The organism is Streptomyces sp. NPDC127117 (genome assembly GCF_042677325.1).
Taxonomy (GTDB): domain Bacteria; phylum Actinomycetota; class Actinomycetes; order Streptomycetales; family Streptomycetaceae; genus Streptomyces.
Window position 1 is genome coordinate 241,461 of the sequence record NZ_JBHXTM010000001.1, and the last position, 19,145, is coordinate 260,605.

Annotated in this window: 19 protein-coding genes and 4 pseudogenes; 7 read left to right on the plus strand and 16 right to left on the minus strand. The window is 67.8% G+C overall.

What is annotated here, in order from left to right; genetic code table 11:
• Positions 1 to 179: 179 nt before the first annotated feature.
• Together ACFVH0_RS01180 and ACFVH0_RS01185 are read right to left on the minus strand one after the other, a co-directional pair.
• Positions 180 to 830, minus strand: a complete 651-nt coding sequence (locus ACFVH0_RS01180) for a formylglycine-generating enzyme family protein (RefSeq protein WP_385817344.1) — start codon at positions 828 to 830, stop codon at positions 180 to 182.
• A gap of 310 nt (positions 831 to 1,140) precedes the next feature.
• Positions 1,141 to 2,313 carry a serine hydrolase domain-containing protein gene (locus tag ACFVH0_RS01185; protein WP_385817345.1) on the minus strand — a complete coding sequence of 391 codons (1,173 nt, stop codon included), beginning with the start codon at positions 2,311 to 2,313 and terminating at the stop codon, positions 1,141 to 1,143.
• Between the two features lie 234 nt (positions 2,314 to 2,547).
• On the opposite strand from ACFVH0_RS01185, the gene ACFVH0_RS01190 reads away from it, so the two are divergent.
• Complete coding sequence (locus tag ACFVH0_RS01190; RefSeq protein WP_385817346.1) at positions 2,548 to 3,543, plus strand: GNAT family N-acetyltransferase; 996 nt, start codon at positions 2,548 to 2,550, stop codon at positions 3,541 to 3,543.
• A gap of 121 nt (positions 3,544 to 3,664) precedes the next feature.
• Here ACFVH0_RS01190 and ACFVH0_RS01195 read toward each other — a convergent pair whose 3' ends face one another.
• Complete coding sequence (locus tag ACFVH0_RS01195; protein WP_385817347.1) at positions 3,665 to 4,189, minus strand: NUDIX domain-containing protein; 525 nt, start codon at positions 4,187 to 4,189, stop codon at positions 3,665 to 3,667.
• Between the two features lie 25 nt (positions 4,190 to 4,214).
• Positions 4,215 to 4,343 (minus strand): hypothetical protein, encoded by a 129-nt coding sequence (locus ACFVH0_RS01200; RefSeq protein WP_385817348.1) that lies wholly within the window; start codon positions 4,341 to 4,343, stop codon positions 4,215 to 4,217.
• A gap of 16 nt (positions 4,344 to 4,359) precedes the next feature.
• On the opposite strand from ACFVH0_RS01200, the gene ACFVH0_RS01205 reads away from it, so the two are divergent.
• Positions 4,360 to 5,061 (plus strand): 2-phosphosulfolactate phosphatase, encoded by a 702-nt coding sequence (locus tag ACFVH0_RS01205; RefSeq protein WP_385817504.1) that lies wholly within the window; start codon positions 4,360 to 4,362, stop codon positions 5,059 to 5,061.
• A 12-nt stretch (positions 5,062 to 5,073) separates the two neighbouring features.
• Here the strand turns inward: ACFVH0_RS01205 and ACFVH0_RS01210 are convergent, their stop codons facing one another.
• The 4 genes from ACFVH0_RS01210 to ACFVH0_RS01225 form a co-directional block, all read right to left on the minus strand.
• A complete protein-coding gene (locus ACFVH0_RS01210) occupies positions 5,074 to 5,571 on the minus strand; it encodes a hypothetical protein (RefSeq protein ID WP_385817349.1) in 498 nt (165 codons plus the stop codon).
• A gap of 280 nt (positions 5,572 to 5,851) precedes the next feature.
• On the minus strand, positions 5,852 to 5,998 hold the full coding sequence (locus tag ACFVH0_RS01215; RefSeq protein ID WP_385817350.1) for a hypothetical protein: 147 nt from the start codon (positions 5,996 to 5,998) through the stop codon (positions 5,852 to 5,854).
• Between the two features lie 147 nt (positions 5,999 to 6,145).
• Positions 6,146 to 6,673, minus strand: a complete 528-nt coding sequence (locus ACFVH0_RS01220) for a DinB family protein (protein WP_385817351.1) — start codon at positions 6,671 to 6,673, stop codon at positions 6,146 to 6,148.
• 209 nt (positions 6,674 to 6,882) lie between these two features.
• On the minus strand, positions 6,883 to 7,320 hold the full coding sequence (locus tag ACFVH0_RS01225) for an Lrp/AsnC family transcriptional regulator (RefSeq protein WP_385817505.1): 438 nt from the start codon (positions 7,318 to 7,320) through the stop codon (positions 6,883 to 6,885).
• Here ACFVH0_RS01225 and ACFVH0_RS01230 point away from each other — a divergent pair.
• The gene (locus tag ACFVH0_RS01230; protein WP_385817352.1) at positions 7,305 to 8,210 is read left to right on the plus strand and encodes a DMT family transporter; all 906 of its coding nucleotides are present in this window, start codon (positions 7,305 to 7,307) and stop codon (positions 8,208 to 8,210) included. The two genes, ACFVH0_RS01225 and ACFVH0_RS01230, sit on opposite strands and share 16 nt — an antisense overlap.
• Positions 8,211 to 8,420: 210 nt before the next feature.
• Here ACFVH0_RS01230 and ACFVH0_RS01235 read toward each other — a convergent pair whose 3' ends face one another.
• The 3 genes and pseudogenes from ACFVH0_RS01235 to ACFVH0_RS01245 form a co-directional block, all read right to left on the minus strand.
• The gene (locus ACFVH0_RS01235; RefSeq protein ID WP_385817353.1) at positions 8,421 to 9,290 is read right to left on the minus strand and encodes an alpha/beta fold hydrolase; all 870 of its coding nucleotides are present in this window, start codon (positions 9,288 to 9,290) and stop codon (positions 8,421 to 8,423) included.
• Positions 9,291 to 9,484: 194 nt separating this feature from the next.
• Positions 9,485 to 9,724 (minus strand): annotated as a pseudogene (locus tag ACFVH0_RS01240) (hypothetical protein); the annotation flags it as partial.
• A 283-nt stretch (positions 9,725 to 10,007) separates the two neighbouring features.
• Positions 10,008 to 11,177, minus strand: a complete 1,170-nt coding sequence (locus ACFVH0_RS01245; RefSeq protein WP_385817354.1) for a S1 family peptidase — start codon at positions 11,175 to 11,177, stop codon at positions 10,008 to 10,010.
• 477 nt (positions 11,178 to 11,654) lie between these two features.
• Between ACFVH0_RS01245 and ACFVH0_RS01250 the strand changes: the two genes are divergently transcribed.
• Complete coding sequence (locus tag ACFVH0_RS01250) at positions 11,655 to 12,917, plus strand: nucleotidyl transferase AbiEii/AbiGii toxin family protein (RefSeq protein ID WP_385817355.1); 1,263 nt, start codon at positions 11,655 to 11,657, stop codon at positions 12,915 to 12,917.
• 82 nt (positions 12,918 to 12,999) lie between these two features.
• Here the strand turns inward: ACFVH0_RS01250 and ACFVH0_RS01255 are convergent, their stop codons facing one another.
• The 3 genes from ACFVH0_RS01255 to ACFVH0_RS01265 all read right to left on the minus strand — a co-directional run bounded on the left by ACFVH0_RS01255 (position 13,000) and on the right by ACFVH0_RS01265 (position 14,458).
• The gene (locus ACFVH0_RS01255) at positions 13,000 to 13,269 is read right to left on the minus strand and encodes a hypothetical protein (RefSeq protein WP_259934195.1); all 270 of its coding nucleotides are present in this window, start codon (positions 13,267 to 13,269) and stop codon (positions 13,000 to 13,002) included.
• Positions 13,270 to 13,304: 35 nt separating this feature from the next.
• Positions 13,305 to 13,796, minus strand: a complete 492-nt coding sequence (locus ACFVH0_RS01260; RefSeq protein ID WP_385817506.1) for a MarR family winged helix-turn-helix transcriptional regulator — start codon at positions 13,794 to 13,796, stop codon at positions 13,305 to 13,307.
• Between the two features lie 110 nt (positions 13,797 to 13,906).
• Complete coding sequence (locus tag ACFVH0_RS01265; protein WP_385817356.1) at positions 13,907 to 14,458, minus strand: glycoside hydrolase family 25 protein; 552 nt, start codon at positions 14,456 to 14,458, stop codon at positions 13,907 to 13,909.
• 113 nt (positions 14,459 to 14,571) lie between these two features.
• Between ACFVH0_RS01265 and ACFVH0_RS01270 the strand changes: the two genes are divergently transcribed.
• Positions 14,572 to 15,306, plus strand: a complete 735-nt coding sequence (locus tag ACFVH0_RS01270) for an NADPH-dependent F420 reductase (RefSeq protein WP_385817357.1) — start codon at positions 14,572 to 14,574, stop codon at positions 15,304 to 15,306.
• Between the two features lie 98 nt (positions 15,307 to 15,404).
• Here ACFVH0_RS01270 and ACFVH0_RS01275 read toward each other — a convergent pair.
• Positions 15,405 to 16,277, minus strand: a pseudogene (locus tag ACFVH0_RS01275) (oxidoreductase).
• A 116-nt stretch (positions 16,278 to 16,393) separates the two neighbouring features.
• Here ACFVH0_RS01275 and ACFVH0_RS01280 point away from each other — a divergent pair.
• Both ACFVH0_RS01280 and ACFVH0_RS01285 read left to right on the plus strand, forming a co-directional pair.
• Positions 16,394 to 16,828, plus strand: a pseudogene (locus ACFVH0_RS01280) (LysR family transcriptional regulator); the annotation flags it as partial.
• A 46-nt stretch (positions 16,829 to 16,874) separates the two neighbouring features.
• Positions 16,875 to 17,630 (plus strand): annotated as a pseudogene (locus ACFVH0_RS01285) (IS481 family transposase); the annotation flags it as partial.
• 2 nt (positions 17,631 to 17,632) lie between these two features.
• Here the strand turns inward: ACFVH0_RS01285 and ACFVH0_RS01290 are convergent.
• Positions 17,633 to 18,997, minus strand: coding sequence for a radical SAM protein (locus ACFVH0_RS01290; protein WP_385817358.1), 1,365 nt, complete (start codon positions 18,995 to 18,997; stop codon positions 17,633 to 17,635).
• Between the last annotated feature and the right edge of the window lie 148 nt (positions 18,998 to 19,145).

Below are 19,145 nucleotides of genomic sequence, written 5' to 3' on the forward strand. Positions count from 1 at the left end.
CAGGGCTATTTTGTGTTACTTTCGGCCGTGGCCGCGGGGGCGGTGGCGGGGGTCTTGGAGCTGCCCCCCCTCCTCGACCGCGGCCTCGACGCAATGCCGTGACTTCAGCTGTCCTTCGACTGCCCGGCAGCTGACGGCCCGCCGGCGTACCGTCCCCAACCCAGCGCTGCCCCACCCGCTCACAGTGTTCGGGCGAGCCGGAACCCCAGGTCATCGATGCGGAAGGTCGGGTGGCTCTTGCGGCGGCACGACGCCCGGCAACTCCGAGGCCGGTCGAAACCGCCCCCGCCGCGGAATACGCGGTACGGGCCGTAGACCTCCGGGTCGTACAGATCCCAGCACCACTCCCACACGTTGCCGATCATGTCGTGGAGACCCCACGCGTTGGGTGCCTTGGTCGCGACGTCGTGCAGTTCGCCGCCGGAGTTCCCGCGGTACCAGGCGATCTCGTCCAGGTCCCCGTAACGAACCGCGGAGGTCCCGGCCCTGCATGCGTACTCCCACTCCGCCTCGGACGGGAGGCGATAGCCGTCGGCCCGCCAGTCGCAGACCACGTCCAGACCGTCGGGGTCGTCGCCCGTCGAGTAGCAGGACTGGAGCCCTGCCCCTTGCGAGAGCAGGTTGCAGAACCGGACGGCCCCGATCCACGAGATCTCGGTCACCGGTGTACGCGGTCCGGCCTCACTCGCGGGCGCCTCGCCTCGAACCGCGTAATACAGCTCGCGGGTCACGGGATACGGTGCCAGCCTGAAGGCACCGACCTCCACATTCCAGTCCGATCGCGTGCCCTCGTCGCGCAGGATGATCTCCCCGGCAGGAATGCTCCTCATGCGCGCGGCATCAGCCTGGCGAAGTACGGAATCCACACTCATCATCACAGCTCCTCATGTGCACCGGCGGATCAGACCGGCACGCCGGACCGACAGCCTCGCGGGGCCGATGCCGCGCGCTGCCGTCCCCTGAGCAACTGACCTTACAGACGGGAGTGACACGGAGTGCGGGCCGATTCTCTCTCGACACTTCGCCATATCGCCCCGCAGCAATACCACTTGCTGGTCCAGGTCCCCCAAGTCCCCCAGGAAGCACGCGCCCCATCGTGATCCGGACATGTGCTACGGGACTCGGGGAGCGGGTTACGGGTTACGGGTTACGGGTGAGCAGATCGGCGACCCGGGCGACCATCTGGGTCTCCTCGCCGTTGCGCGGGGTCGTCGGATGGTGAGCGAGCACGAAGCGGCGCCGCTGGTCACGGGTGGAGAACGCGGCGTTCTTGTAGCCGTACGTCTCCCCGGTCTTGCCCCAGAGTGTGGTGCCGTTGACCGTGGCCTGCTGCAGCCCAGAGCTGTAACGGGCGGGCGAGCCGTCGAGCATCCGTACTTCGGCCGGCGGCAGGGTGAACATCAGCCCGAGCAGCTCCGGCTGGAGCAGTTCGCCGGAGAACAGCGCGACGAGCATTCGGTCGACGTCGCCCGTGGTGGAGATCATGTCGCCCTCGCCCCGGGTGGACGACTGGTCGTACGTCGTGATGTCCCGCAGTCGGCCGTCGGCCATGGTCAGGTAGCCGTGCACATGGGGACCGTGGATACGCGGATCGGTACCGGGCACAACGGTGTGCTCCAGGCCGAGCGGACGCAGGATGCGGGCCTCCACGCCCTCCCCGTACGGACGGCCCGTCACCTCTTCGATGATCAGTGCAGCCAGTGCGTAGTTGATGCCGCGGTACTCCTGTCGGGTGCCCGGGGTGAACTTCAGCGGCCCGTGCGTCGCCGTCTCCACCCACTCCCGCGGCGTCCAGTGGTCGAAGCGGTGGCGGAACACTTCCTCCGCGGTCTCCGGCTCCTGGATGCCGACGTGGTCGGGCAGCCCGCTGGTGTGGTTCAGCAGGTGGGCCACGGTGATGGAGGAGAACCCGGCCGGCAACCACCCGGGCAGGGCATGCGCAACGGGCGCGTCCAGCTCGACCCGGCCCTCTCCCACCAGTTGGAGCAGCACCGTGGCGACGAAAACCTTGGTGATGCTGCCGATCCGGACCTTGTCCCGTGCCCTCACCGGCCGCCGCGTCACAACATCGGCCACACCCGAAGTGCCGTACCAGTGGCCGGCCGTACCGCCGACTCGTAACTGGGCCGCGGTTGACGGTGGGTGCTCCAGGTCGTCGATCGCCGCCTGCAGGGCGGTGGGGTCCAGCGGCGGGAGCGATACGGACGAGGCGGTGGCGCGGGGCGCGGGCAGCGCCGCGGAGGCGAGCAGAGCTGCCGTCCCCGATAGCGCCGCACCCACAACGGTCCTTCGTTTCAAGCCTGTTGAGGTCATGCCCCGCATGCTGTCAGGCGGCAGCGGGCACGGACATCAGGTACTTCCCGGAGCGTTCCCCGAGCACCCCCTGATTCCTCCCGCACAACGGCCCCGAATCTCCGGATGGCGGCGAACACCTGCGATACGTGCACTGGGCGTGCAGATGATGCTGCCGTCTGATCGCCACGGCCTAAGCTTCCGTAACCGGTGGAACCGCGTATCCAGCGTGACAGGGAGTCCCGATATGGAGATATGGACGTGAACAGCGGAAGTGACCATGCATCGCTGGAACGGGTGCCTGGCTACGCCTTCCGGCTCTACCACGGCCACGATGACCATGATGCGATGGCCGCAGTGCGGCACGGCTGTGCGCAGCGCGATCGGATCGACGCACGCTCGATCGTGGAGGGAGTCCCGACAGCGGCCGAACTCGCCGAACGCTCCGCCAAGCTCGACACCCCCTCCGAGAACCAGGTCTTGGTGGAGTACGACGGTGGCGTCGTCGGCTACTCGACGATCAGGTGGTGGCAGGAGCGGGACGGGACGTGGTTGTACTTGCACCGCGGATACCTGCTGCCCGAGCACCGCGGCCTGGGCATCGGCTCGGCGATGCTCAACTGGGCGGAAACCCGTATCCGCCGACTCGTACAGCAGCACGGAACCACACCGACGGCCGTGTTCGGCGCGAACGCCGTGGCCACTGAGCAGGACGCAACGGCACTACTGCTCGAAAATGGATACCGGCCTGTCTTCAGCCTGGTGGAGCTGGAGCTGACCGATCTCAGGCATCTGCCCGACGGCAAGCCGTTGCCGGCCGACATCCGGGTCGGTGCGGTCGATCCGAGCAGCTACCGTGCGGTCTGGAAGGCGGTGGTCGATTCGTATGCGGATGCCGCCTTCACCGAGAGGTGGACGTTCGAGAGCTTCCTCGCCACGGCCGAGCCAACCTGCTGGCGGGCCGCTTGGGAGAGAGATCGGGTCACCGGTGTCGCCCTGTGTTCCATCCGTCGGCACGACTCCACTCTGGGCGAAGTCGAAGAACTGAGCGTCCGGGCAGAGTCGAGACGTCGTGGCCTTGGGCGGGCTCTGCTGCTGGACGGGTTGCGATGTCTTCGCGAGCACGGCGCGAAGTCCGCCCGGCTGTACACCGGGACCGCAAACCCGCACCGTTCCTACGACCTCTACGAGAGCGTAGGGTTCCGACGCCGGAGCGAACACGTCCGCTACCGCAAGCCAATCGCAGTCTGATCCAGCAAAGGTGGCTCCGCGGCACTGGGAGGACGGAACGGTCGAGAACGAGCGCGGGTGCGGATGCGGGTGCAGTACGGACGGTGGCTGTGCCACAGCCCACTTGTGCCTCCGCCATCCGTCATTCGCCGGACCCCCGAGTCGGTCGGAGAGCCCTCGGCCGACCATCAGGAAGGGGCACATCACTGCTTTCGGACGGCATGGCCGTAACCCAATCAGGATCGATCTGGCCCAGCCAAGCGTCTTGTTCATCCGCCAACGCTTGTTTCAGGGGAAGGGCGAGGAAACGGCAGGCGAAGGTGAGGGCGGCGTCGTCGCCATCTCCACTGACTCTGTGCTCCCACGCATCAGGGGTGTCGGCCGGTACTCGGAGGAAGAAGAAGGAGGTCCTGCGTGGCTGCCCCGTTTCGGGGTGCGGCTTGTCCTCCACTGCGACCTGCCGAACCACGGCAACGTCCCCCGACAGCCCGGTTTCTTCAGCGACTTCTCGTAGGACAGCCGGTTCCAGTTCCTCGTCCGGTCCGACGCCGCCCGCAGGCACCTGAGTACCGGCGGCTGGAATCCCGACATGGTCGAACACCAGCAACTCGGGTACGGCACGATGCCGGATCACGTAAGCAGCGACACGGATTCTGGGGCGGGTCATACGTTCATTGTCCGACACCGCCCGCTCACCGCACGCCGACCGGGACAGGACCGGACAGCATCCGCGCGGGAGCGAATTCCATCCCCTTCTCCGACCGGGCACCGGCAATGTCGACGTGATGCGCATCACTGTCCGGGTGCTCGGGGTCGGGCATGCGCGATCATGATCGGGTGGACGCTCGTTTCCTTGGCATCGCTGAGCTGGTCGGAACCCCGCGAGTGGCGGTGGTGGTCGATGTCATGCGTGCTTTCACCGTGGCCGCCTGGGCCTTTGCCCAGGGCGCGGAGAAGGTCGTTCTTGCTGGGTCGCTGGACGAAGCCCTGGCGCTCAAGGCTCACCACCCGGATTGGGTGGCGCTCAAGGACGGTCCGTCCGCGCCCGGATTCGACACCGTCAACTCGCCGGGCCTGCTGCGGTCCATTGACCTCGACGGACGGACCGTTGTCCAGAAGACCACGGCAGGGACGGTCGGCGCCCTTGCGGTCAAGGAGGCGTCGCTGGTGCTGTGCGCCAGCTTCGTGGTGGCGGAGGCAACGGCCCGGCTGCTGCGGATACGCGAGTGTGACGATGTCACGTTCGTGGTCACTGGCGAGGATGGGCGCGCCGATGAAGATCTGGCGTGCGCTCAGTACATCGCGCTGAGGGCCACCGAGGCAGGGACGGAAGCAGCTGAGTTCCTCCGCCGCGCCGCCGAGTCGCGCGCCGCGGCAGAACTGGCGGAGGGTGTGCGTCAGGGAGTCCATCCCGATGACGTCGCACTCTGCCTTGAACTCGACCGGTTTCCCTTTGCCATGGTGGCGGCGTCGGAAGACTCGCTCATGGTCCTTCGTTCGTGCACCGTACCTGCGCTGACCGACGAGGTTTCCATCTGACTCGGCCAATGATCAGAGCTGGTTCGCGATCCGGCGGCCGAGCTGTTCGAGAAACTCCTGCAAGCCGGCAGCGACGATGTCGAAATGGTCAGACCAGGAAGCCGTGGCGGACTTCCAGATGTATCCGCTGTCCCCGATCGCAAACAGACAGCCACCGCCATCGCCGGCGAATACCAGGGCGATCGATTCACCGTCGATCGGCGCGGGGCCGTACTCACGGAAGTGTCCCGCCACCGTCGCGGGTGAGTGAATGAAGTACCCGCTGTCGGCATCGGGCAGGGCAGCCTCGCTGATCACCCAGTAGAGCGTGGTCAGGTCGGAGGGGATCGGCGTCAGGTCCACAAGTGCTCCGGTCGCCCGGTGGCTGTCGTCGGTTGCGAGCATCACGCAGTTGTGGCCGGGTAGGAAGCCGTGTGTCTGAAGGAACAGCTCCTTCAGCCTGTTCAGCGACGCATCGGCCTGCTTCCACCAGAATCGGACCCAGTCCGCGTCAAGCCGCTCACCTGTCACGTCCACCCCCTCGAATACGCGCGTGACCACTGACGCAAGTCCCGATGAACTTGTCGGAGGCCCGAGCTGCGGTCGTGCTGGCCGCCGGTGGGGCGTCCGAAGATCGTCGGTTGGCGATCTCAACTGGCTGCCGGTTCGGGAATCGGAGTTGCGTTCTTCGCCGACGCGCCTCTACCGGAGCTCCCCAGACGGTACAGGTCCCTCACCACTGGCACCTGTGGCACAACCTCCGCGAGGCGGCCGAACGGTGCGTCGCCCACGTCCGCGATCAGCACAAGCCCTACTCGGGCAATCGCTGGAGCCAGGGAAACGTGGCCTGGCTGCGCGCCTCCATGCCGTCCGCGACGGCGATCCGCCCGGCATCCGCCTCCGTCTTTGCCGGTCCGACCCTGCCCCGGAACTCCGGGATGGCCGAGGGCCACGTCAATCAGATCAGAATTCCCAGCGCCAGACATTCGGCCGGATCCGATTTCAACTCCTCGGAAAACGAATTCTGTTGCCGTGACATCCGGTGGCGGTACCACGACACTACTGGTGGACAAGGCCGGACGAAGCAGTTGTCACCCAGCACATCTCACGCCCCGGCGAGTCCGTCGATGCGTTCTCGGATCAGGTCGGCATGGCCGTTGTGACGTGCGTACTCCTCGATCATGTGGACCATGATCCAGCGCAGCGAAACAGCTCCGTCACCCACCTGGCCGGCTTCCTGATCGGACAGCCGACCGGACTCGTCCAGTGAGGCGTCGGCGACGAGCTCACGCCCACGAGCGATCTCCTTCTGCCACACCGCCATGACCTCATCGAGTCCCCGGTCGTCGTCAAGACCGAAGCCGTCGACGTTGCTCTCTCCGAAGACTGCGTGCGTGTCCTTGCCTGCGAACACACGCTGGAACCAGTTGCGTTCCACGTCGGCCATGTGCTGGACGAGGCCCAGTAGTGTCATCGACGACGGCGCAGCCGAGGCCAACCGCAATTGATCGTCTTTGAGGCCCGAACACTTCAGGGCGAGAGTCGCACGGTGAAAGTCGAGCCATGCTTCCAGCATGGCTCGCTCGCCGGCATGCGCGGGTGGGACAGGACGTCCATCCGGTGTCGTAGTCATGACGGCACCCTGGCACATGCCGCCGTGATCCATGTGGACCTTCGCTGGTGACGAACGCGTACGTCCCCTCTCCCGGGCGGCTCAGTCGCATCATCTTGCCGAACAGTGCGAGGTGACTCCCGGAAGAAAGGATCGCATTCACAACCTCCCGCAGATCACAGGTCCCTGGGTCTCCGGTTGCCGGCCGGCCGCAGGGATCTGACGACCCATCACAACGGCTCGATGGTGTTCTTGCGCAGGTGTCCGTAGATCACCGAGGTGCGTACGTCTGCGAGTTCCTGCCGCTCGGTCAGCTTGTCCAGGACCACGGAATGCAGCTGGTCGGTGTCGCGAACCGCGACATGGAGGAGGAAGTCGTCGGTGCCCGTCAGCACGAAGACGGCGATCACCTCGGGCATGCGCGCCACGAAGGCTTTGAACTGCTCAATGACCGCACGCGTCGGCGGCCGTACCCGCACGGCGATCATCGCTTGCAGCCCTCGGTCGAGCGAGGGGAGGTCTACCTCAGCGTGGAATCCGAGCAGCACACCGCGCTCGCGGAGGGCGCGCACTCGCTCCAGGCAGGTGGAGAGCGCGATACCCAACTCCTGTGCCAGATCCCGGTTGGTGCGCCGACCGTCCTGCTGCAGAAGTGGCGATCTGCTCAGTCGTGGCGGCCGCGCTGTTGTGGAGCAGCTCGTACGCGGTGACCAAGGAGGTACTGGCGGACGTCGGGCCGCTGACCATCGGGGCCATCCGCTTCACCATCGCCGCCGTGCTGCTCGCGATCATGGCGCGCATGCGTCGCAACCCGGCCGCCCCGCCGGATGCCCGCCAACGGCGGATGACCTACCTGAGCGGCCTGCTCGGCATCACGGCCTACTTCGTGCCGGAGAACATCGGCGTCGAGCTGTCGACCGCCTCGGACGCCTCCCTGATCGTGGCCACCTATCCGCTGATGACCATGCTTCTGGAGCTGGCTCTCCTCCGGACCAGGATGCCGCTGCTCCGGGTCAGCGGCGTGCTGCTCGCCGCTCTGGGAGCCTTCCTTGTTGTACGCAACGGGGCAGAAGTCGGAGGCGCCGCCCGCTGGTTCGGTGACGTGCTGCTCCTGCTCGGCGGGCTGATGTGGGCCGGATACAACGTGCTGGGCAAATACGCGGGCCGGGGACAGGATGCGGTGAACCTCACCTACCACCAGACTGTGGCAGGCGCCGCCGGCTTCCTGCTCGCCTCACTCCTGGAGATCGGGGACTGGCGGGTGCCGGACGCCTCGGTCTCGCTGATGCTCACCTATCTGGCCGTGGCTTGTTCCGTCGGCGGTTTCCTTTTCTACAACTACGGCCTGCGGAGGACGACTTCGAGCGTCGCGGTCAACATCCTCAACCTGGTACCCGTGTTCGGTGTGCTCGGTGCTGTGGTGATCAACGAGGAGACGGTCCAGCTCACCCAGGCCCTTGGCGGCATGGTCATCATCGCCGGTGTGGCCCTCGGATTGGTCGAACGCCGAACAGTCTTCGAGAAAGCCGCGGTTCCCGAGCCGAGCCCGGTCACCTAGCGCATCTGAAGGCCCAGGAGGCCCAGCTTCCCGCAACCCGAAGCCGTATGAGGGCCGGCACACGTCCGGGGCCACGGCCCGCCCGACTCGCGCCGAGCGGGGGCGGTGCGATGGAACAGGCGGCCAGCTTGGGTTGAGGCCCTGTTCGGCTCCGGAGCCACAACAGTGCCGAGAGCCAGGATGTGACGGGCCGGCGATCCGGTCCAGGGCTTACGCGCTCACCGCACCTCGCACGAATCGCCGAAGGTGCGCGCGCACGACGTCGGGCTGCTCCAACCAAGGCTCGTGCCCTGCGTCCTCGATCCGGGTCAGCGGTAGATCGAGCCGGCGGCCGAGCGACTCAAGCGCGGCGAACGGGCGGGGATCATTGGCTCCGCCGAGGAGCTCCGCTCTCGCGGGCAGGCATGCGCGCAGCTCGGCAATATGCTCATCGAGCGGGTCCACGCGCCCTTCCTTGCCGAGTTCACCGTTCATCTCCCAGTTGACGGGACGACGCTGCCGGGCACCCTGCGCGGCCCAGTGCCACCCACGCTCGGGATCGGCGTGGTCGGTGAACCAGGACAGCGTGAGCAGCTCGGCTTCCTGCTCCTCCGTACGGTGTGGCAACTCCTCCAGTTCGCGGAGCCGCTCCTGCTGCACCGCGGACATTCGGCGAACGCGCTCCGCTCGGTCCCCGCTGCGCCAATCACCCACGAACGGCCCGCACATCAGCAGCAGCGCGGCGACCCGGTCGGAGTGCCTCAGGCAGAACCGGCTCGCCAGGGTGGCGCCGTAGGAGTGCCCGATCAACACGGCCTCGGGCACGTCCCATGCGTCGAGCAGCTCGGCAAGATCGTCGATGTGCCGGGCGAGGGAGTGGCGGCCACGCCAAGGGGATCGGCCCGTGCCACGCTGGTCGTACCGGTACACGGGCGCAAGGTCCGCGACCATGGGGGCGATGCCGTCCAGATAGTCCGGCAGGCCCGGACCGCCGTGCAGCATGACCACGGCCGGCCGCCGGGACGTGTCTCCCAGCGCCCTCCAACGTAACTGTGCCTCGTCAGTCATCGACGCGAGGCCGTGCGTCTCCATCAAGGTCATCACAGAGAACCTACAGCGGACCGGGGTCCTGTGCCGAGGAGCTGCCCGGCGGCATGGTCGTCGAGTGTGGCGAGCACCGGCTCGGGCGTGCCCGAGATGGGTTGACCGCGGCACGCGGTGGAGTACGGGTCACCGGCCACCCACCGCCGTCACAGGTCGGGATCCACGTTCCACACATCAGGCAGGTCGCTACCTCAGAAGACGCACACGAAGTCGTCCTCACGCACGATGCTGTGCTCCTGGCAACCAGGACAGCGCCGGAACACCACCTCATGGGTGAAGCCGGACGGACGCCGCAGTCCCGCCCGATCCAGAGCCGGCGCCACCGCCGACCATGAGCCGGCATCAGGGCAGTACCCGGTTGAGTGGTTGCTGACGTCACCCACGGCTCATCGGCCCGCCTCGTGGGTGAAGGCGATTTCTCCGGCAGACATCTACCGGTCGGTCCTGGACGACCGTGTCCGCACGCTTGAGCAGTTCGACGAGTGGCGTGCTCGCAGGGAAACCTGAGCCCGTTTTCCTCGGTTCCGGGCTCGTCGCCCGACACTCTCATCGGTGGCACGGGGCTCGACAACGAGGACCGTACAGCCTCGTGGATTCCGGTCGACCGGTTGTGCCGCATGAAGGGCCTGCCGCATCCGAGCTGTCACGCACGTGTCGCGGCAGGCCCTCGCAGTGGGATTCGGGCGGACCGGGTTCAACCGGTGCCGCGTACCGTCAGGCCGTGTGCAGTGTCAGCCCGTATCGGTTCAGAATCTCGTTGATGGGCTGGTGCCAGGTCTCCCCGCCGCTGGTGCAGTCGCCCCAGCCGCCGGACGTGACTCCCTGGGCCTGGTCCCCGCTGATGAACGAGCCGCCGGAGTCTCCCGGCTCGGCGCAGACACTCGTCTTGGTCATCTGATGGACCGCGCCCTGGCTGTAGTTCACGGTTTCGTTCGTGGCCAGTACATTGCCGCAGTGCCAGTGGCTCGTGGAGCCGGAGCGGCATATCGAGGCGCCGATGGGTGCCTCTGCGGAGCCCCGCACCAGCTGGTCCGAGATGGTGCCCCAGCCGAGTACGACGGGGACCGTCCACCAGCCGTTGCCGACACTCACCCAGGCGTAGTCGTCACCGGGGAAGGACGAACCCTGGAAGTTGCCGATCGCCGAACCGTCCCAGCCGCTGACCGCCGCGCCGGCCTGTCCGCAGTGGCCCGCCGTGACGAAGCCGCCGTACACGGAGAAGCCGATGGAGCACCGCACGTTGCCCGTGTAGTAGGGGTCGCCGCCCACGGTTCCGGCAGCGAAGGTCCTGGGCTGCTCGGGAGTCTGCTTCACCAGTACGGGGCCGGCCTTGCGAGCTCGTTCGACGAAGGTCTCGACATCGTTGTCTTCTGCTGCCGAAGCGACAACGTCGATGACGACCCGGTTGGCCTGCGGGTCCACGTGCCAGCTGCTGACACCTGCCGGTGCGGTCAGCCGGTCGATCCGCGCCTTGGTCGCGTCGAGCTGCCGCGCACTGTGGCTCACCAACCGCACGGCCGCGCCGGAGTCGCGAACGGCGGCCGACTTGCGGCTGTCGGTGACTGCCACGGTGAGCCGGTTCGTGGCCGGATCGAACCAGGCGCCGGCATAGGACGATCCGGCGACCCGTCGCGCCTTGCCCTGTACGGCGATTGCCGTCTTCTCCGCAGCCAGCCGCGCCCTGGCCTGGCCTTCTGTCAGACCGAAGTCCTTCCGCATCGCGGAGAGCATTCCTTCGGACGCCGGCGCTTCATCGGTCGTGGAACGGGGTGTACCGAGCGGCGAGTCCACGGCGGCGGCGGATGCCGGGCCGGAGGTGAGACCCACGGTCGCCCAGGCTCCGACGACAAGTGCGGCAGCCAGGCTCGTACGCAGCGCGTTCATACATCTCAAGGCAATGGCCCTTCTGTTGTTCCGGATTCGTGGGGGAGGAACAGCAGGCGTCCGGGAGCGCTGATCTGAGAGCGCTCTCAGAGTGTGCCGCAAGCGGACTGTAACGCAGCACGACCATCAGGTCCATGCCAATGGATGGACGTATCCCGGCCGTTGGACGACAGGTTCGTCCCGCCCCGGTCGCGCCTGACTCTCCCGACCGCCGGGCCCGCCACCCGCCGCTCGGTGCGGACACCTATGCTCGCGTCGGATGATCACGCTTGCTCGATGCGTCGGCCTCCACGACCTGCACTGCGAACAGCAGCGCACTGCCCCAACAGGAGCCTCACCATGACATCTTCCGCCGACGGGTCCGCTTCCTGGAGCAGATTGTGGACGGGGGACCGGCGAGTTCCGCATGTGCCCCTCGACGAGGAGACCCGGCGCGCTTCCGAGCTTCCAAGAACCTTGCTGCCCGCGCCGGAAGGGATGAATCATCCACTGATCTTCGAGCCCGCGCTGAAACAGTTCGCCAATGCCTACCGGGCCGGAGAACCGCTCTTCGGCGATGGCCGGGACGAGGTGGGACGGGCCTGGCACCGGGCACGACGTACCGCACTGGACACGGTGCTCGCGTCCATCGCGGACGGCCCGTGGGGCGGCCATCTGGTGCTGCGCGGCAGCATGTTGATGGCCACGTGGTTCGGGGAGGCCGCCCGCGATCCGGGGGATCTGGACTTCCTCTTCGTGCCCCGGGACCGGTCCATGGACGACCCCCGGTGCGCGGGTCTCTTCGACACGATCGCCCGGGACGCGGCGGAGACAGCGGCCGCCGCCCGTGGTTCGGTCCGGATCGACGCGGCAGGCCTGGTGACGGAAGACATCTGGACGTACGACCGGGTTCCGGGCCGGCGCATGCTGCTGCCGTGGACAGCGGACGGGGTGCCCGGCGGCACCGTGCAGCTCGACGTGGTCTTCAACGAGGCTCTGCCCTCCCCCGCCGTGCTCACCGAACTTCAACCGCTGGGGGACGGGCCGGGTTGCCGGGTGCAGGCGGTGTCGCCGGAGCTGTCACTGGCCTGGAAGTTGCTGTGGCTGGTGACCGACGCGTATCCGCAGGGCAAGGATCTGTACGATGCCGTGCTGCTCGCGGAACGCACTCCTCCTGCCTACGAACTGGTGCGGGAAGCCTTCGTTCTCGGTGGCGCCGAGGGCCTACGGCCCCCGGGCGCGTGGTGGCTGAACGAGTTCGGGGTACAGACCGGCTGGGAGCACTTCACCGCCGAACACCCTTGGGTCACGGAGAGTGCGACGAGTTACTGCGGGCGCCTCGCGCAGGCACTGGCACCGCTGCTGGAGGCTGCGGAACGCCTGGACGAGGCAAGCGAGGCGCACGTTCCAGGCGGGACAAACGGGGCGGGCGAGGCGAACAGGGCCGATGGGGCGTGCGGGGGCCACGAGGCGGACTCCGAGGCTTCGGGCCGGTATCGGCAGTGGGCCCGGTGGCTGCAGCCGCTGGTGGAGTCCACACGCAGGGCAGCCCCGGAAGATCCTGCCGCCGCTCTCGGGTTTCTGGCCGACGGCGGCCGGGACGGGCTGACCGCCGCCGTCGTGGTCCTACGGGAGATCGCGGGGCCCGGGCATCTCGGACTGGCGGACGCGCTCGCCGGCGTCCTGTCACATGAGGGAAACTGGCGGCACTGGCGGAATTATCCCGAGGCGTGCGAGCTGGCCCTGGACGAGCTGCGCTGATCCACGCTCCACGGGTCCGCAGCCGGTCTGCGGGCCCGACCGGCCGACCGGGCCGGGCGCTCCGATCGGCCGTGCCGGCCGGTCAGCCGGCCCGGCCGATCGCACTGCGCAGCATGGCGACCGTCGTCGCGGCGGCCGCACGCTCCGCGTCGTCCTGCGTCGCACGCACTCGTTCCTCCAGGAGCACCACAGCCGCCTGGAGGACGCCCACGCGTACGGGGACGCTCTGCATCGCCGTCAGTACGGCCGCCGCCTGTTCGGCCGGGGTCGCCGTGGCGGCCTGCGGGATGAGGGTGGTGATTCCGCGCCCGAGCGCGCGGTCGCGAGGCGGCTGAGCCGCGGCTGTGGTCACCCGAGAAGTGTGCCGCACCTGCACCGGGGAATCGGTCAGCGACCTGGCCTCACCGCTTCGGGGCTGTCGTGGGCATTCGACACTGCGGGGCTGTCGTGGACATGGGCGTGGACGCGCCCCAACAGTGCTTTCAACTGGGCTTGTTCGCGCTTCGTCAGGGGGGCGAGCAGTGTCTCCTGCACGCTCTGCGCATCGTCCTGGAGCTCCGCGAGCACGGCGCGGCCGGCCGGGGTGGGCGTGACGGTCACCCGGCGGCGGTCGGCGGTGTCCCGGGCCCGGTCGGCGAGACCGGCCAGCGCGAGATCGTCCACGATCTTGACGATGTCGCTCCGGTCGATCCCGAGCCTCGACGCCAGTTCCCGTTGCACATGGGGGCCGAAGTCGATGAGCGCCGACAGTACGGCCATGTGCCAGAGCCGGAGGTCACGCTCGGCCAGTCGCGCCGCCAGCCGGCTCCGCGCCGTTTTGCCGGTCTTGGACAGCAGATAGGTCGTGAATCCCAGGAGGCTGGGCGGGGTCTCGCTCATCGACACCATCTTAGGCACGCACCAATCATAAGTTTTCACCCATCAATGCGAGTGCGTACCGCCCGGCACAGTCGAGGGCCGCGCCGCCCATGTGCACGGTCTCGCGGTGCCTACCCCTCGGCCCAGTCACGCATGGCCGTCCGCGAGGAGAAGGCAGCGACGTCCTTGTCGAGTGGATGGTCGGTGTACTGATGGATACGCCAGGAGGCCTTGATCCTGGGCTTCCCCGCAGTCACGTAGTCGGCGATCCACAGGCCGTCCCCCGCGTACGACGTGGTGTCGTGGTTCAGCCAGAAATAGCGGTTGCAGTACAGCAGAACCTTGTGGTGCGGCCGCAGGCGCTTGACCTCACGGATGAAGCGGTCCTTCTCGGCGTTGCTGGCCCGCGTGCCCTCGCCGTTCTCCTCCCAGTCGACGGCGAGCAGATCGCCCGCCTTCTCCGGGGCCTTGCTCACGAAGTACTCGGCCTGGGCCGTGATGTTCCCCGGCCAGAGGAAATGGTAGAAGCCGAGCACGCACTCCGCGTCCCTGGCCCTTTTCACCTGTGCCGAGAGGTGCGGATTGATGTACGAACGGCCCTCGGTGGCCTTGATGAAGACGAAGTCCAGTCCGTCCGTGTCGAAGGACGACTGATGGGAGCTGACATCGACGCCATGGAGCATGGGCACCGCCTTCAAGTGGGATGAGCGTTTCCGTTCTCTTCCTGAACGTGCCCGCAGCCGGTCGTTCCCATCCTTCGGATGAACGGGCGAATCGTTTTGCCATTGCCAGGAATATGGATCGGAAACGGGTAGTTGATGAACCGGCGAGACCACATCACATACCGCGTCGCCATCGGAAGGTCGGATCCATGAAGATCGGCATCATCGGAGCGGGCAACATCGGCGGAAACCTCGCCCGGCGCCTCACCGCACTGGGTCACGAGGTGTCCATTGCCAATTCGCGCGGCCCGCAGACGCTCTCCGCGCTCACCGAGGAGACCGGGGCCACTGCGGTCAACGCGTCGGAAGCGGCTCGGGGAGCCCAGGTCGTCGTCGTCACCGTCCCGCTCAAGGCCGTCCCCGATCTGCCCGCCGGATTGATCGACGGTGCCGCGGACGGGGTCGCGGTCATCGACACGGGCAATTACTACCCGCAGCAGCGCGACGGCCGCATCGCCGCGATCGAGGACGGCAAGCCCGAGAGCCGGTGGACCGAGGAGCAGATCGGCCACCCGGTAATCAAGGCGTTCAACGGGACGTACGCACAGGACATCCTCTCCAACGGGCTCCCCAAGGGCACTCCCGGCCGCCAGGCGCTGCCGGTGGCCGGCGACGACGCGGCGGCCAAGCGGGTCGTCCGCGATCTCATCGACGAACTCGGTTTCGACACGGTGGACGCCGGGGGTCTCGACGAGTCCTGGCGTCAGCAGCCCGGCACACCTGTCTACGGTCACCAGGGCGACGTGGAGACCGTCCGCAAGGCGCTCGCCGAGGCGTCCCCCGAGCGCACGGCCGAGTGGCGCGCCTGACATTTCCCGGCGCCGGGCACGACGGGTCGCCCTCGTCGTCCCCGGCGCTCCGTCGCCGTCGGCCGCGTCGGCGGCGATGGAGCGCGGCGCCGCGCTCCTCAGTCGTCGAAGGCGGTGCTGCGGCTGACCTTCTCCCACGCGAGTGTCTCGGCACGGGTCGCTTCGAGGTGTGCCTGGATCGCATCGGTCGCGTCGTTGCCGAGCGGCAGTCGCAGTGGCGTCTTCTCAGCGGCGAGGGCAGTGAGAATGGCTGCCGCGGCCTTGTCGGGGTCACCCTCCTGCTTGCCGTCCGAGCCCGGGAGGTCCCTCCGGACAGGGCCGACCGTCCCCTCGTACGCGGCCGGCGCGGTTGTCTGCCGGAGCGCTCCTCCCCCGGCGAACCCGGTCCGGAACGATCCGGGTTCGACGATGAGTACCTTGATCCCGTGCGGGGCCACCTCGGCCGCCAGTGCCTCGGGCAGGCCCTCCAGGGCGAATTTGGTCGCCGAGTAGGCGCCGACTCCGGGGAATGCGAACCGGCCGCCCATGCTGCTCATCTGAACAATCGCGCCGGACTGCTGCCGGCGCATGTGCGGCAGCATCGCGCGGACCAATGCCGCGGGGCCGAAGAAGTGCAGGTCCGTCAGGTCCCGCAGTTCCTGGTCGGTGGTCTCCTCGACCGCCCCGACCATGCCGAGACCCGCGTTGTTGACAACAACATCGATGCGTCAGTGCCAGAGCACCGTGTCGGCGACGGCTGCGGCGACGCGAGCGGTATCGGTGACATCCAGCTGTGCGGCGACGGTCCGGTCGGGGTACGCGGCGACCAGGTCGTCGAGCGTCTCGGGCCTGCGGGCCGTGGCTACGACCGTGTCCCCGGCGGCCAGTGCGGCGGCGGCGATCGAACGTCCGAAACCGGAGGACGCTCCCGTGATCAGCCAGACGCGGCCCGTCGTCCCGTCGAGGTCGGCGGATCCGGTCTCTGTGTTCATCAGTAACTCCACTTGCCCAAAGGGGTTGTTGAGCTGAATCATTTATCGCAGCCGGTGCCCGGTACGGTCCAAGACAGAGCTCCTCTCGTTCCATAAAGACGATTTATGATCGCCGAATGGAGCTGCGTCAGCCGCACTACCTCACCGTGATCGCCGACGAGGAGAACCTCGGACGGGCCGCACAGCGGCTGTACGTCAGCCAGCCGGCCCTGTCCTACGCGTTGAAGAACCTTGAGTCGGAATTGGGCGTTCGGCTCTTCGACCGGCACGCCGGTAGTGTTTCCGCGACCGACGCAGGCCGGGAGATCATCGCCGAGACTCTGCTCACGGTCCGTCAGTCGGAGCGGTTGTCCGCCGCCGCCGAGCGGCACCGGCGCGGTGAGACAGACGTGCTGCGGGTGGGGTTCGAGGCGAGCGGCGCGGGTGAACTCACCACCCGGGCACGGGCCGAGTTCGCACGGCGCCATCCTGGAGTGCGAGTGGTGCCCGGGCGATATGACTGGGAACAGGAGGCCTCCGCTCTGCGCGAAGGGCTGGTCGACATGGCTTTCGTCTGGTCGCCAAACGATCTGACCGGCCTCCGCTCCGAGCTGGTGCACCCCGACCCGCACCGAACGCCGGATCATCAAGGTCCGCGTCCTGAGCCGGTGGGGACCGGCCCGCATCACGCACCTGCTCGGGCTGGTGCCCTCGACCGTGCACCGCGTCCTGGCCCGCTACCGCCTGGCCCGCCTCACCCATCTCGACCGGGGCCACCGGCCGCGTCATACGCCGCTACGAAGGCGACCGGCCCGGCGAACTCGTCCACGTCGACATCAAGAAACCCGGCAACATCCCCGACGGCGGCGGACACAGAGCCCTCGGCCGGCAAGCAGAACGCAAGACCCGCTCGAACGCCGGCTACAGCTACATCCACACCGCCGTCGACGACCACTTCCGCCTCGCCCGCAGCGAGATCCACGGTGACGAGGTGACGAACGGATGGAGACCGCCACCGCCTTCCGGACCCGGGCCCAGCAGTTCCTCACCTCCTGCGGCATCACCGTCGAACGGGTCCTGACCGACAACGGAGCCTGCTACAAATCACACGCCTGGCGCGACACCCCCGCAGCGGCCGGGATCGCCCACAAGCGAACCCGGCCCTACCGCCCCCAGACCAACGGAAAGGTCGAACGCTTCAACCGCACCCTGCTCGACGAGTGGGCCTACGCCCGCCCCTACCGCTCAGAACAGGAACGACGCGACGCGTTCCCACAACGGCTGCACACCTACAATCACCACCGCGGACACATCGCGCTCGCAGGCAATCCACCCGCCGGTCGCGTCCCCAACCTCACAGGGCAATACACCTAGCTCTAGAGGGCACCATCCGGACGGGCCGGTAGGCTGTCCATGAAGGAGCTGACGGAGAAGACGGCGCGTCCGGGGCCGGGCGGGCCGTAGCCGGGGGGCGAGCTGAGACCGTACTCCTCCATGGTCGCCCGGTAGGCGTCCAGCAGGCGGATGTGGTACTCCAGCGGCGCCCCGTCCGGGTTGGTCTTCCCCAGCGGAGTGGTGGGCTCCGGGCACCAGGTGGTGAACCGCGGTGTGATGCCGTGCGACATGAAGAAGCGCAGGCCCTCGGTGGTCGAGGCGATGGCTTCGTCCACCGTGGTGAAGCCGAAGGGCTCGGCCATCTCCACGCCCGCCACGAAGTTGGGGATGACGTTGCGGGGGCCGAAGACCTCGGCGGAGTCCAGGATACGGCGGTGCCACTCGTCACGGCCGACGTAGCGTTCCTTGCCGGGGCAGTAGAGCTCGAACAGCCGGCGGTCCCACACCTCGTAGTTGGGGTGGTAGATCTGCACTCCGTAGTCGTGGAACCGCTGCACGTCCGCCTTGGGCAGGGCCTGGGCGACGACCTTGCCGATCCAGCGGCCGGGGAAGCGCTCCTCGATCGCCTTGGCGTACTGGCCGTAGAAATCGGCCTCGTCGCGGCCGCCGATGTGGGAGGTGATGGCCCCACCGGTGAGGGTGTAGGCGGTGGAGGTCTTCGCCGTGTCGTACTTGTCGATGATGGCGAGCGCCTCCAGGACCTCCTCGACGGGCTTCACTCCGGTGTACGGACGTCCCGCCGCCTTGTGCTGGCGCCAGTTGTGGTTGATGTCGCAGTACTGGCACTCCTCCTTCGCACCGAAGTACTGGCAGACCCGGAAGACCGTCAGATAGACGAGGTATCCCCACTGGATGGTGGGCGCGACCTCCATCACGGACTTGCCGTTCTCCAGCGTGTGCCGGTAGTAGTCCGGCATGGGCGGCAGGCCCACATCGGAGATCCGCCGGCCGTCGAGATACAGCCCGAGCACGCCGTCGTCGTCGGCCGCGACACGGTACGGGGACGCCGGGTTGACCCGGACCGACACGACGGTCCTGCGCAGGTCGTACGGGCCTCCGGTGAGGACGATCTCCTCCGGTGGGCGGCGCAGTGCGGCGGCACCGAGCTCGGGGAGGGTGCCGTGGTCGAAGGAGAAGATGAAGTAGGACTTCGGCTTGACGTCACCGCCCTCGTTGTCGCTGAGGGCGGACTCGTCGAAGGCCAGTCCGCCCCGCAGCAGGTCTTCCTTGATGACGGCTTCCCGGGGCACGTGCGGGAACTGCTCCATGAGGCGCTCGACCAGGCGGGTGCGGTTCCCGTCCGTGCGATTCGGTTCGGTGCGGCTGCGGTCGGTACTGCTGGGCATGTGCGGGACTCCTCGGTCCGGTCGTCTGCGGCGTTCCGGGTACGCCACACTGTGCAACGAACCGGACACGTCCGCAGTGCCCCGACGCACCGGCCGATTCGTCACGGTGCGTCGGGGCCGGGCGAGTCCGGGTCGTTGGCCGGTGGCC

What these genes read in the sequence shown, in the direction of transcription:
- ACFVH0_RS01180 (WP_385817344.1), bottom strand. Translation starts at nt 830, where the DNA reads ATGAGGAGCATTCCTGCCGGGGAGATCATCCTGCGCGACGAGGGCACG.
- ACFVH0_RS01200 (WP_385817348.1), bottom strand. Translation starts at nt 4,343, where the DNA reads ATGCCCGACCCCGAGCACCCGGACAGTGATGCGCATCACGTCGACATT.
- ACFVH0_RS01235 (WP_385817353.1), bottom strand. Translation starts at nt 9,290, where the DNA reads ATGACCTTGATGGAGACGCACGGCCTCGCGTCGATGACTGACGAGGCA.
- ACFVH0_RS01265 (WP_385817356.1), bottom strand. Translation starts at nt 14,458, where the DNA reads ATGCTCCATGGCGTCGATGTCAGCTCCCATCAGTCGTCCTTCGACACG.
- ACFVH0_RS01185 (WP_385817345.1), bottom strand. Translation starts at nt 2,313, where the DNA reads ATGACCTCAACAGGCTTGAAACGAAGGACCGTTGTGGGTGCGGCGCTA.
- ACFVH0_RS01245 (WP_385817354.1), bottom strand. Translation starts at nt 11,177, where the DNA reads ATGAACGCGCTGCGTACGAGCCTGGCTGCCGCACTTGTCGTCGGAGCC.
- ACFVH0_RS01270 (WP_385817357.1), top strand. Translation starts at nt 14,572, where the DNA reads ATGGATCGGAAACGGGTAGTTGATGAACCGGCGAGACCACATCACATA.
- ACFVH0_RS01190 (WP_385817346.1), top strand. Translation starts at nt 2,548, where the DNA reads ATGGACGTGAACAGCGGAAGTGACCATGCATCGCTGGAACGGGTGCCT.
- ACFVH0_RS01290 (WP_385817358.1), bottom strand. Translation starts at nt 18,997, where the DNA reads ATGCCCAGCAGTACCGACCGCAGCCGCACCGAACCGAATCGCACGGAC.
- ACFVH0_RS01220 (WP_385817351.1), bottom strand. Translation starts at nt 6,673, where the DNA reads ATGACTACGACACCGGATGGACGTCCTGTCCCACCCGCGCATGCCGGC.
- ACFVH0_RS01250 (WP_385817355.1), top strand. Translation starts at nt 11,655, where the DNA reads ATGAATCATCCACTGATCTTCGAGCCCGCGCTGAAACAGTTCGCCAAT.
- ACFVH0_RS01260 (WP_385817506.1), bottom strand. Translation starts at nt 13,796, where the DNA reads ATGAGCGAGACCCCGCCCAGCCTCCTGGGATTCACGACCTATCTGCTG.
- ACFVH0_RS01195 (WP_385817347.1), bottom strand. Translation starts at nt 4,189, where the DNA reads ATGACCCGCCCCAGAATCCGTGTCGCTGCTTACGTGATCCGGCATCGT.